Origin of the sequence: Thalassospira xiamenensis M-5 = DSM 17429 (genome assembly GCF_000300235.2) — a bacterium.
In the GTDB taxonomy this organism is placed as follows: Bacteria; Pseudomonadota; Alphaproteobacteria; order Rhodospirillales; family Thalassospiraceae; genus Thalassospira; species Thalassospira xiamenensis.
Genome location: NZ_CP004388.1, coordinates 723,931 through 736,955, shown reverse-complemented (window position 1 = coordinate 736,955; position 13,025 = coordinate 723,931). Strand labels below are relative to the sequence as shown.

The window sequence follows — 13,025 nt, the reverse complement described above, 5'->3', positions numbered from 1 at the left end:
ATCTGTACCGTTCGCGAAACACATTATTAATTGATGGGAAATTAACCGTGAACAATCAGTTTTTCTAGACACGACTGCCGGAATGACCTTGAAATATATAGGCAATCTCAGGACATTTGTTTGGAACAACAAAGGTAAACGGGAACTGTCCCCTTTGATAGCTAATTCATGAAGCCTTCACAATGCATCCAAACGCAAAAACGCCTTACCCGATTCATCGCCTAAGGCGTTGTTATTATTGGCTTCGGCGATAGCTCCCTTGATCTTCAATTTACCAGCCTGACGGACAACAATAAAAAGGGTTTCACAAACACTCTCACCCCTCCTCCCGATGCAGCACCTTCCTGATCCGGCGCATCGATATCCAGATCGCCGCCAGCACCACCGGCACGGCGATGCCGGTGGCGACGCGGTCGTTGATCGGAAGGCCGGTATCCTTTAGCGCCTTAAACAGATATCCCAGAAGCCCGACGGCGTAATAGGTGATCGCCGCCACCGACAGGCCTTCGACGGTTTGTTGCAGGCGCAGTTGCAGTTTCACACGGCGGTCCATGCTGGCGAGCAGGTCACGGTTTTGGGCTTCGAGCAGGATATCGACCCTTGTGCGCAGAAGGTTGTTGGCACGGGCCACCCGTTTCGACAGCACTTCGAGGCGGTCCCCGATATTCTGGCAGGTGCGCATTGCCGGTGCCAGACGGCGTTCCATAAACTCGGTCATGGTTTGCAGGCCTTCGACGCGTTCTTCGCGCAGTTCGACAAGGCGCGCCTGCAAAATGCGGTAATAGGCGCGCGCCGCACTGAACCGGTAATTCAGCGATGCGGCCATTTCTTCGGTCTGGGCGGCAAGGTCGGTCAGTTTTTGCAGGGTGCCTTCATCGTCGGTGTGCGATTTGCTGGCCATTTCGGCGGTGATCGATGACAGGCGGGTATCGATTTCCGAGACCTTGGGCGTTGCGCAATGGGCCAGCGGAAAGGCCAGCAAAGCCATCATGCGATAGACCTCGATTTCCTTGAGGCGCTGGATCAGACGCCCGGCCTGCAGGACCTCAAGACCCTGATCGCGGATCAGGATGCGGCCAAAGCCATCGCCATGCAGGCGAAAATCGGTCCAGACCATCGCCGTACCACCCAGAACGCGGCTGCCGGTCAGGCCGTTATGATCAAACAGGCGCGATACTTCATCAGACGAGCGTTCGTCGCGGTCCATCGCGATGTGCAAGCCCACCAGAAGCTGCCCCGGCGTGGCTTCAAGCCAGTCCTGCGGGATCAGGTTGATGACCGGATCATCAAACGGATGATCAAAGGCGGCCTGGCGTTTGAAGACATAGACGGTGAATTCCGCGTGGCGTTCCCAGATGACGGAAAAGCCGTCGCACTGGGCTTCGTAATATTTCTGATCGGGTGCCGGGGGTGTCAGGCTGTATCGTTGACAGAAGCCCTGAAAATGGTCGCGGACATCGGTATCAAGCTCCTCGCCCGCGTGAAAGGCGATGCAGGTGCAGCGGGCCGGGCTTTGTACCCCGCCAAACGGGCGGGCATGGATTTCGTTATGAAGGGCGACACGCTGGGGATGTTCAACAAACATTGCCACGGGCTTTCATAATTGGCCATTGCGGTCTATATAGAGCCTTCGGGGCACGCCCCGACACGTTCTGTATAGACGAAAGTCCAAGGTGGCAGATAGCCCTGAAAACGTAAGGGAAAATACTGTCACAAATGCTTTAACTTACAGGCGAAAATCGCCCGCTTGGCCAAAACTGGCCGCCCGTCGCCCATCTGTTGCCATCCGGCACGCCCGCAAGGAGGTTTCATGACCGATCTGAGCAAAACCGACAGCCTGTTTTTCGCCAATGGCGACCTTGATCGCGACCGGCTTGAAAAGCAGGTCAATGATGCGCTGGGTGCGGCGGAAGACGGGGAACTTTTCCTTGAATACCGGCAGTCCGAAAGCCTGACATGGGATGATGGCCGCCTGCGCAGTGCGAATTTCGATACCGCACAGGGTTTTGGCCTGCGTGCGGTTGCCGATGAGGCCACCGCCTTTTCGCATTCCAACGAACTTTCCAATGATGCGGTTGGCCGTGCGGCCGAAACCGTCAAGGCGGTTGGCAATGGCCGTTCGGGCAAGGTCGACCTGGGATCAATCGGCACCAACGTGTCGCTTTATTCCGATGTCAATCCGCTGGGCGAGGCAACGTTTGAGGCGAAGGTTGATCTGCTGGGCAAGATCGATGCCTATGCGCGCGCCAAGGACCCGCGTGTGGTACAGGTTTCCGCATCGATTTCAGGCAACTGGCAGGCAGTACAGATCTGGCGCAGTGGCGGACAGCGGATTGGCGATATTCGCCCGCTGGTGCGGTTTAACGTATCGGTCGTCGTCAAGCAGGGCGACCGCATGGAAACCGGATCGCATGGTCAGGGTGGACGCATTGGCTATGACGGGTTCTTTGAAGAAAAAAGCTGGAAATCCGCAGTTGACGAAGCATTGCGTCAGGCGACGCTGAACCTTGAATCGGTTGCCGCCCCTGCGGGCGAGATGACCGTGGTGCTTGGTCCGGGCTGGCCGGGGATTTTGCTGCATGAAGCCATCGGTCACGGGCTTGAGGGCGATTTCAACCGCAAGGGCACATCGGCCTTTGCCGGTTTGCTTGGTCAGCGGATTGCATCGCCGGGGGTCACGGTTGTTGATGACGGCACGATCCATGATCGCCGCGGGTCGCTTTCGATTGATGATGAAGGCACCCCGACGCAGCGCACGGTCCTGATCGAGGATGGCATCCTGAAGGGCTTCATGCAGGACCGGTTGAATGCGCGCCTGACGGGGGTGAAATCCACCGGCAACGGGCGGCGTCAATCCTATGCCCATGCGCCGATGCCGCGCATGACCAATACCTATATGCTGGGCGGTGACAAGGACCCGGGCGAAATCCTGGCGTCGGTCAAGAAAGGCATTTATGCGGTCAATTTCGGCGGCGGACAGGTCGATATCACATCGGGCAAGTTCGTGTTTTCCGCATCCGAGGCCTATCTGATCGAAAACGGCAAGCTTGGCGCACCGGTCAAGGGGGCGACCCTGATTGGTAATGGCCCCGATAGCCTGACCAAGGTTTCCATGATCGGCAATGACATGAAGCTTGATGACGGGATCGGAACGTGTGGCAAGGATGGCCAGGGTGTTCCGGTCGGTGTTGGTCAGCCAACACTTCGCATTGATGGTTTGACTGTTGGTGGCACGGCCGTTTAGGTTGAATTTAGAACTTGTTTTGAAGCAAAAGGCCCGGCAAATTGCCGGGCCTTTGTACTTACGAATAAGTATAAAGACCATTGCATAGACTTGGTATCATTCAAACGCATGACTTTCCCACAGACCGTATAATCAATAATCTATAACGATAAAATCAGACCGGTTTTGTTCAGGTATCGCATTGGGGTGGGTAGACTGAAAAAAGCAAAGCCGGGTTGCGACCTTGGGGAAAAATATTGAAATCGCTCAGATGGCGGTGCGGCACGGGTTTGATTGTCCTGTGCGGCATGCTGATAACAGGCGCGACAACAACAAGCGCACAGCAAAGTGTCGATGTCCGTACAGATGAAGCCCGGAATTTCATTGGCGATTTTACGCAGATCATGGATGCGGCGGAACGATCACGCCTTTTGCTTCAGACCGATGATGGCAGCGATATCAGCTTTGCCGATGTTCTGGCCAGTCCCGATGATGTTGTCCTGAATTTCCGCTGGGCCAAGGCGCAGATTGCGCGCGGGGATGTCCGCGGGGCGTCGGCGACACTGGAACGCATCCTTGTGCTTGATCCCGATCTTGCCGCAGTCCGGCTTTATTACGCGATTGTGCTTTATCGGCTTGATAGCCTTGATGAAGCCCGCGCGCAGTTTGAACGCCTGCGGGCAATGAATGTATCGCCCGATGTTGCGGCCGATATCGACCGATACCTTTCGGCGATTGAGACACGGCGCAAGCGGCTTCATCAGTATCTGACCGTGACCTTTGGCAGCCAGATTGACAGCAACCGCAATGCCGCACCGTCTGACAAGCAGCAGCTTGTTACCGGGACCCTGACCAACATCACGGCATCCGAGGACAAGCCGCGCAACGATATCGCCCATATCGGGGCGATGCGTTATGACATCAGCTATGACCTTGGCTATCAGGAAGGGCACGAGGTTTTTGCCGCCCTGACCGGCTATGGCAGCGATCAGGTGCAGATTGACAGCCTTGATCTGGGGTCGTTCTCGGTTGACCTTGGCGCGCGTATCCGCGGCGGATATTTCAGCCTGACCCCGGTGATAAACCAGACGGTGCAGTCGCTTTCGCGGGAAAAATACCTGACATCGCGAAGCGGCCGATTGCGTGCGGACTGGAACATCCGGCCTGATACCAATCTTTACACCGAAGTCAGCTATGCCGATGAACGGTATCAGAATACGACGGAATCAAGTGCGCTTCGGCTGCATTCCGGGCAGCGATATGGCGCACGAACCGGGGTGAATTACGCCTGGAGCCCGTCAAACCGCACGACGATTGATCTTAATGCGGGTAAAAAGGAAGCCGCACGCAATTTCAACAGTTATGACAGCTTGAGTGCGGAACTGATCCATGCTTATCTGTTTGGCGGGGGAAGTTATATCAGCGGAGGTGTTCGCTATGGTCTTGATCAATATCGCGATCCGGACTTTCTGGTGACCGGCAATTCGCCGCAACACCGACAGGACCGGACGACGAGATTGCGACTGACCTATGGTGCGCCGCTTTCGCAAATGCTGCCAGATGACTTGTTTGGGGATAGCAAAACGGCAGGACAGATATATGCCTTTCTGGCACCGATCAACTGGTCGGTCACCGGTGAATATCTGAACACAGAATCAAACATTCCCAATTACGAATATCATAACGCGCGCGCGCAGTTTTTCCTGACGCGCCGTTGGGAATTCTAAGGGGCGGGAGTTCTAGGGAATGAGAGTTCTAGGGATGTCGGTATTTAAAGCTTTGGCCCCCCGTTTCGCAAAGCGGACAAGACATTTGCGGATTGCAGTCCTTTCAGGGGCGGCAGTTCTGGCCAGTGTCACGATGGCGCAGGCCGAACGCAGCGGTGAAATGGCGGGGGTTTCTGCTGCGGTCAGGGGCGAGGTGCTTCTGGCGCAGTCGGTTGGCGAGGTTGGCGTGCTGGTTGAAAGCGGCATGCCGGTTTACCTTGGCGACCGCATCACCACATCGGCCCATTCAGGCATGCAGATCCTGTTGCTTGATGAAACGGTGTTTACCATCGGCCCGAACAGCGACCTTGCGATTGATGAATTCGTTTATGACCCGGTGACCGGCGATGGCAGGATCGTTGCCGATATGGCGCGCGGCGTCGTGCGGTTTGTCACCGGTAAAATCCCGCTTAAAAATCCATCAAGCATGGATGTCAATCTGCCGGTCGGATCGATTGGCATTCGCGGCACCATCGGGCTGATCCGGTCGGTTTCAGCCGATGAAGCCAACCAGATCGTGCCGGGCAGTTTTGATTTTTCAAGCGATGGAAACAATAGCGGCACAGGCCCGCAGATTTTCATGGCGGTCAATCAGGGGCCGGGCCTTTCGCGCAATGACACCACATCGCGCCCCGGTGCCTTTGCCGTGTTTGACCAGAACGGCAACAGTGAAAACGTGACCGGCGAGAATTTCGGTGTGTTTGTTGCCAACAACAAGGTCACCGAACCGATCCGCTTCCCGGAGAGCCTTGCAACATTCGACTTTTCGCGCGCATTGGTGCGCACGGCATCGAACAGCCAGAACGAGGGCGGCAGCACAGCATCCTCCGCGTCTGCATCGGGTGGCAACAGCCTGACGACACAGCAGACCCGTCAGGCAACAACGCAAACCGGATCAACCATGGCCTCGACACTTGACGTCGCCATGGCGCAGGTATCGAGCACGAATGCCGGGGGCAGTGTCACGGATGCCGCCACGGCCTTGAACCAGATTGAAAAAACCACGCAGAATAATGGTGGTGGCACCGATAATGGCAACGATCCATTCACCTATGATGCGCTTCGTCTCGTATCAAGCGCATCAGCTTCCACCGGTACTTTGGACGTTACAGGCGGTGCTGTTTCATACTCGTTTGCCACCACGATTGACTACGCGAACCGCAAGATTAGCGTCAATTTCAGCGGTATAAATGATGGTACAGCTACGGGGGGATCCGCTTCTTTCTCTGGGTTTGATTACGACAATTCAATTAGCGGCGCCGTAAAATTCGATTCTAGCCATTTCCTTTATAACGAAGCATGCAATACGATGAACTGCAACCCGTCCGCTACATTTACTGATGCAACGCATGTGGATTTCAATGTTAAAACCACAGCGGCCCCCGACGGAAACGCATCGTCAGGTACGTTGACCCCATAGCTTTGGTATTGACGTGACCGATCAACCAAACACACCCGGACGCCTTTCACGCGCACGCGTGACCTTGTGGCTGCATTATCTGGTGCCGCTGGCCGTGCTTCTGGTTTGTGTGGTTCTGCGCTGGCAGGATGTGCCGCTGGTCGGGCAGTTGCGGATGTCGGTGTTTGATACCTATCAGCGGATCGCGCCGCGTGCGTTCGAGGATGCGGGTGTCAGGATCATTGATATTGACGAGCGCAGCCTTGACGAAATGGGGCAATGGCCGTGGCCGCGCACGAGGCTTGCGGAACTGATTTACAGGTTGCGGCTGGCAGGCGCGCAGGTTGTCGGTTTCGATATCGTGTTTGCCGAGCCGGACCGCACATCGCCCGCACGGGTCGTGCATGACTGGCCCAAAAATGATAACAGCGACGCCTTGGCAAAACTTGCCGAAACCCTGCCTGATCATGATTTGCTGTTTGCCGAGTTTATCAATGGTGTCGGGCAGGTGGTTACCGCCGCCCAACTGACATCACAACCGTTCAGCACCCTGCCCCGGCAGGTCGGCAATTTCAGCGTTGGCGGCGAAGCCGGTCGGCATCTGGCGGATTTCATTCCGGTTCTTTCGGGGGCGACCGCGAACCTTTCGGTGATTGAGGAAGCCGCCGCCGGCAATGCGATCATTAATGTATCGCCCGAGCAGGACGGGGTTGTGCGCCGGGTTCCGCTGATGCTAGCGCTTGATCACGAGGAACCGCTGATCGGCAAGCCGGTTTACCCGACGCTTTCGATGGAAGTTTTCCGTATTCTTCAGGATGCCCCGCGCACCATGAATGTGCGGCTATCGGGAGCGAGCGGCACAACGCGATGGACCACCGCCGAAGGCGTTGAAGCCATCCGGGTTGGCGAGGTCACCATCCCCACCGATCAATCGGGCCATATGTGGGTCCATTTCGCCGGGCACCGCGCCGAACGATATATTTCCGCCGCCGACGTGATCAAAGGCAACCTTCCCGAACGGGCCCTTGAAAACACGGTTGTTCTGATTGGCACCAGTGCGGCGGGGTTGCTTGATTTGCGATCCACGCCGCTTGATCCGGTTCTGCCCGGTGTTGAAATCCATGCCGAGATGTTAGAGCAGATGCTTCTGGGCCAGTTCCTGACGCGGCCATATTGGGTTGCGGAGATCGAGACGCTTGTATTGTTGCTGGTGGGGCTGTTTTTCGTGCTGGCGATCCCGAAGCTTGGTGCGGTCTGGCCGGCAATCATTGGTGGCACCATGACCGTGGCAGCAGGCGGGTTTTCATGGTGGGCCTATAGCAGCCATCAAATCCTGATCGATCCGGTTTACGGCGCGGTGTCGCTGGTGGCGGTTTATCTGATTGCCAGTTCAATCGGCTTCATGCGCACCGAAGGCGAACGCAAACAGGTGCGCGCGGCCTTTGCCAACTATCTGTCACCAGCACTGGTTGAACAGCTTGCCCGCCACCCGGAACGTTTGAAACTGGGCGGAGAAACCCGCGACATGACATTGCTGTTTTGCGATGTGCGCGGGTTTACCTCGATCTCGGAGGGGTTCAAATCCAACCCGCAGGGATTGACCCGCCTGATCAACCGGTTGCTCACCCCGCTTAGCAAGGCGATTCTGGACCGCGAAGGCACCATCGACAAATATATGGGCGACTGCATCATGGCGTTCTGGAACGCGCCGCTTGACGTGCCCGCACATGCGCGCCGGGCCTGCGAAAGTGCCCTTGCGATGTTTGATGCGCTTGAACATCTGAATGCGCGCCGTGCAGAAGAAGCGACCGAGGAAGGCCAGGACTATCTGCCACTGAATATCGGGATCGGGATCAATAGCGGCAATTGCCTTGTCGGCAATATGGGGTCTGATCAGCGGTTTGATTATTCGGTGCTGGGCGATGCGGTCAATCTGGCTTCACGGCTTGAGGGACAGTCAAAAAATTACGGTGTCGGCATTGTCATTGGCGAGGAAACGGCAAGACAGGCGGCGGATGGTTTCGCCATCCTTGAGCTTGACCTGATTGCCGTGAAGGGCAAAAGCGAGGCGGTGCGCATCTTTACCCTTCTGGGCGACAGTACGATTGCCCATAGCGCGGAATTTGCCGACCTGCTTGACCGCCATATGGAGATGATCCAGAGCTATCGATTGCAGGATTGGGATGGTACGGAACGACTGATTGATGAATGCATCAATCTTGCGACCGACATGATCGGGCAATTTGACCTTGCGGGGCTTTACGGGCTTTATCGGGATCGCATTGCGACTTTCCGTGCCAGCCCGCCACCGCCGGACTGGGATGGTGTTTTTGTCGCAACCAGCAAGTAACCCGTTTCTTGCATTTCACATGCGATCAACCGAAGCTGAATATCCTGTTACCTAAAGCCCCTGCCCCACCTTACAGAACCGAGGCCCCGATGAATTTTTCGTCTGACAACGTGTCGCCGATCTGCCCGGAAATCCTTGCCGCGATTGGCGAGGCCAGCGATCCCGCCCTGCCTTATGGCGCGGATGCGGCAAGCCAGCAGCTTGATCACGCGTTTTCGGACCTGTTTGGCAAGGAGGTCGCGGTGGTGCCGGTGGCCACCGGGACGGCGGCCAATCTTGTCGGGTTGTCGGCACTGGTGTCCCCGTTTGGCGGGGTGGCCTGCCATCATCAGGCGCATATAAACCGCACGGAATCGACCGGGGTGGCATTTTATGGCAACGGGGCGAAGCTTCTGACCATGGACGGGCCATCTGCGAAGCTTTTGCCCGAAACGCTTGATGCGTTTTTAACCCGCGAAAATACCCATGGCATGCATTCGGTTGACCCGGAATGTGTTGCCATCACACAGGCGACCGAATTCGGTACGATCTATGACGTTGATGAAGTTCAGGCGATTGGGAAGGTCGCCAGGGCGCATGGCATGAAGTTTTTCATGGACGGGGCGCGATTTGCCAATGCCATTGCCGCCCTTGGTTGCCATCCGGCGGACATTACCTGGAAGGCGGGGCTTGATGTTTTAAGCTTTGGGGCAACCAAGAACGGGGCGATGGCGGTGGATGCGATCATCCTGTTTGATCCGTCATTGCGCGGTCGGGTCGAAAAGGCGCGCAAACGCGGTGGGCATCTGTTTTCCAAGCACCGTTATCTGGCTGCACAGCTTTTGGCCTATGTGAAGGATGATCTTTGGCTGCGCAATGCGCGCCATGCCAATCAGGCCGCAGGCGCCCTTTGCCAGTCGCTTGAAACCCTTGGTGCGCGTGCGGCATTCACCCCGCAGGGCAACGAGCTGTTTGTGCATATGGATGATGATCTGGCGGATCGGTTGCGCAAGGCCGGGCTGGTGTTCCGCCCATGGCCCGCGGTCGGGGCGGATGCGTTTCGCTTTGTTAGCGGCTGGAACAGCCCGATTGAGGCAATCCGTACCTTGCCGGAAACACTATAGGCATCATTGCCATTCAAACGGATCGCATGTGATAAAGGGTGGCCGGTTGGCGGAATGACGCCCCGCCCCGCATTAACGCCACCACAAGACACGGACCCGTTCGATGAATTTTGCCTCTGACAATGTATCGCCCCTGTGCCCGGAAATCCTGGCAGCGCTGGAACATGAAGCCAGCGGCAATGCGCCTGCTTATGGGGCGGATGACACCAGCCAGCAGCTTGACGCGGCCTTTGCCGAGCTGTTTGACAGGGAAGTGGCCGTTGTTCCGGTCGCCACCGGCACCGCGGCAAACTGTATCAGCCTGTCGGCACTGGTATCACCGTTTGGCGGGATCGTTTGCCATCACGAGGCCCATATCAACGAAGATGAAAGCACGGGCGTTGCATTCTTTACCGGTGGCGCAAAGCTGATGCCGGTTGATGGCCCGGCGGCAAAGCTTGAAGCCGACAATCTGGATGCGTTTCTGGCAAGCCGGGTTGATCGCGGGGTGCATTCGGTGGCCCCGGAATGCGTGGCGATCACGCAGGCGACCGAACTGGGCACGGTTTACACCGCCGATGAGCTCGCAGCCATTGGCGCGATTTGCAAAAAGCGTGACCTTCGGCTTTTCATGGATGGCGCACGGTTTGCCAATGCGGTTGCACATCTGGGCTGCCACCCGGCTGATATCACATGGAAGGCCGGCGTTGATGCGATCAGCTTCGGGGCAACCAAAAACGGTGCGCAGGCGGTTGATGCGATTGTCCTGTTTGATACGTCGCTTCGCGGCAAGGTCGAGCAGGCCCGAAAGCGCAGCGGACATCTGTATTCCAAGCATCGTTATCTGGCCTCGCAGCTTTTGGCCTATGTGAAGGATGATCTTTGGCTGCGCAATGCGCGCCACGCCAACGGGGCGGCCAAAACCCTTTGTGACATGCTGGTGTCGCATGGGGCAACATTGGCGCATGCCGCTGATGGCAACGAGATTTTTGCGAATATCCCCGCCGAACTGGCGCAGAAAATGCGCGATGCCGGGGCGCTGTTTTATCCGTGGCCGTCATTGGGGGCGGATATTTATCGATTTGTGACGGCGTGGAACACGGATATCGCGCAAATCAGTGAGCTTAATGATCGCATTGCGCGCAATTGATCGGCGCAAGGGGTTCCGCGATCAAACGAATCTAGAAATTTCAAGAAGATAGATCGGATGGAAAAGCACGTTAGCTTTATGTGTTTTTCCGTTCGGTCATGTATAGACCCGAAAAAAATGCACGGCTCCCATACCCGATTGTGGGGGACAATTTCATAAAAATAACAAACACTTGACATAAATTCATCATTCATTCGATCAGATCGTCCTACGTAAAACCCCGCAGGAAACGTTGACGATACCCAGAAACCCTGATTATTTTCCCTCGTCGATTGCCAACATAAATGTTGGATCGGGTAAACCCGCCCGTCTATTTGCGCAAATTGCAATGCATGAGCCGTTCAAGGCCAGCAGCCACCTGTGCAGATTGTTCGGGCCAGCCTTGAGGGAGGCATCTTATATGAAAGCGAATTTCGTCAAAGCGGCGATCGGTGCAGGTCTGCTTGCAGCGACTGCGCTTGCTGCTCCGACTGCCGCTTCGGCAAAAACCCTGGTTTATTGCTCGGAAGGAAGCCCGGAAGGCTTCAACCCGCAGCTTTACACGACCGGGACGACTTTTGATGCAACATCGAAAAACGTCTTTAACCGTCTGGTCCAGTTCAAGCGCGGCACGACCACCATCGTTCCGGGCCTTGCAACCAGTTGGGACGTATCGGCCGATGGCACGGAATACACCTTTAACCTGCGTAAAGGCGTTAAATTCCAGACCACCGATGCCTTCACCCCGACCCGCGATTTCAACGCAGACGACGTGATGTTCTCGTTCCGTCGCCAGTGGGACAAAGAACATCCGTACCATCCGGTTTCGGGTGGCGGTTACGAGTATTTCAACTCGATGTCCATGGGCGAACTGATCAAGGACATCGTCAAAGTTGACGATTACACCGTCAAATTCGTTCTGAACCGTCCGGAAGCACCGTTCATTGCCAACATGGCAATGGATTTCGCATCCGTCCTGTCGGCTGAATATGCCGACAAAATGATGGAAGCCGGCACCCCGGAAAATGTCGACCTGAACCCGGTCGGTACCGGCCCGTTCCAGGTTGTCCAGTATCAGAAAGATGCGGTCATCCGTTACAAGGCGTTCCCGGAATACTGGGAAGGCAAGGCACCGATTGATAACCTGATCTTTGCCATCACCCCGGACAGCACGGTTCGTTACCAGAAGCTGAAAGCCGGTGAATGCCATGTCATGCCGTACCCGAACCCGGCTGACCTGACCGCGATGGAAGCCGATGGCGACATCAACCTGATGAGCCAGGAAGGTCTAAACGTCGGTTATCTTGGCTATAACACCCAGAAAGAGCCGTTCACCAATGTCAAGGTTCGTAAGGCCCTGAACATGGCGATCAACAAGGCTGCGATCATCGAAGGTGTTTATCAGGGTGCAGGCGTTGCCGCCAAAAACCCGATCCCGCCGACCATCTGGTCGTACAACAACGATACCGTTGACGATCCGTATGATCCGGAAGCCGCCAAGAAGTTGCTGGCAGAAGCCGGTTATCCGGATGGTTTCACCACCGATATCTGGGCCATGCCGGTACAGCGTCCTTACAACCCGAACGCACGCCGTATGGCTGAACTCGTTCAGGCTGACTGGGCTGCGATTGGCGTGAAAGCCGAAATCGTTTCCTATGAATGGGGCGAATATCTTGAGCGCACCAAAAACGGTGAACAGGGCAGCTTCATGCTCGGCTGGACCGGCGATAACGGCGACCCCGACAACTTCCTTGCTGTTCTGCTGGGTTGCGATGCCGTTGGCAGTGCGAACCGTGCACAGTGGTGCAACGAGGAATTCGACAGCTTGATCCAGCAGGCGAAAACCACTGCTGATGTTCTTGAGCGTACCCGTCTGTACGAAGAAGCCCAGACCGTCTTCAAACGTGAAGCACCGTGGGCAACCATCGCGCACTCGATCGTTTTCGAACCGATCCGTAAAGAAGTTGCCGACTACAAGATCGATCCGTTTGGCGGTCACATCTTCTACGGCGTCGATATCACAGAATAACACGCCCCTACACCTTGCCGAGGAGGCCCGGTTTTCCGGGCCTCTTT

Annotated in this window: 8 protein-coding genes; 7 read left to right on the top strand and 1 reads right to left on the bottom strand. The window is 56.2% G+C overall.

The annotated features are described in order from the left end of the window. Positions 1–316: 316 nt before the first annotated feature. The gene (locus TH3_RS03345) at positions 317–1,585 is read right to left on the bottom strand and encodes a DUF3422 family protein (RefSeq protein ID WP_007091176.1); all 1,269 of its coding nucleotides are present in this window, start codon (positions 1,583–1,585) and stop codon (positions 317–319) included. Between the two features lie 225 nt (positions 1,586–1,810). On the opposite strand from TH3_RS03345, the gene tldD reads away from it, so the two are divergent. The 7 genes from tldD (at position 1,811) to TH3_RS03310 (ending at position 12,978) form a co-directional block, all read left to right on the top strand. After that, complete coding sequence (gene tldD / locus TH3_RS03340) at positions 1,811–3,244, top strand: metalloprotease TldD (RefSeq protein WP_007091177.1); 1,434 nt, start codon at positions 1,811–1,813, stop codon at positions 3,242–3,244. A 236-nt stretch (positions 3,245–3,480) separates the two neighbouring features. Then, positions 3,481–4,950 carry a tetratricopeptide repeat protein gene (locus TH3_RS03335; protein WP_076519494.1) on the top strand — a complete coding sequence of 490 codons (1,470 nt, stop codon included), beginning with the start codon at positions 3,481–3,483 and terminating at the stop codon, positions 4,948–4,950. Between the two features lie 85 nt (positions 4,951–5,035). Continuing rightward, positions 5,036–6,409 carry a FecR family protein gene (locus TH3_RS03330; protein WP_233421833.1) on the top strand — a complete coding sequence of 458 codons (1,374 nt, stop codon included), beginning with the start codon at positions 5,036–5,038 and terminating at the stop codon, positions 6,407–6,409. A 13-nt stretch (positions 6,410–6,422) separates the two neighbouring features. Next, positions 6,423–8,738 (top strand): CHASE2 domain-containing protein, encoded by a 2,316-nt coding sequence (locus TH3_RS03325; RefSeq protein WP_007091180.1) that lies wholly within the window; start codon positions 6,423–6,425, stop codon positions 8,736–8,738. 89 nt (positions 8,739–8,827) lie between these two features. Then, positions 8,828–9,841: a threonine aldolase family protein gene (locus TH3_RS03320; RefSeq protein WP_007091181.1), complete on the top strand. Its 1,014-nt coding sequence runs from the start codon at positions 8,828–8,830 to the stop codon at positions 9,839–9,841. Positions 9,842–9,944: 103 nt separating this feature from the next. After that, positions 9,945–10,970: a threonine aldolase family protein gene (locus TH3_RS03315; RefSeq protein ID WP_007091182.1), complete on the top strand. Its 1,026-nt coding sequence runs from the start codon at positions 9,945–9,947 to the stop codon at positions 10,968–10,970. A gap of 400 nt (positions 10,971–11,370) precedes the next feature. Beyond that, positions 11,371–12,978 (top strand): ABC transporter substrate-binding protein, encoded by a 1,608-nt coding sequence (locus TH3_RS03310; protein WP_007091183.1) that lies wholly within the window; start codon positions 11,371–11,373, stop codon positions 12,976–12,978. Positions 12,979–13,025 lie beyond the last annotated feature (47 nt).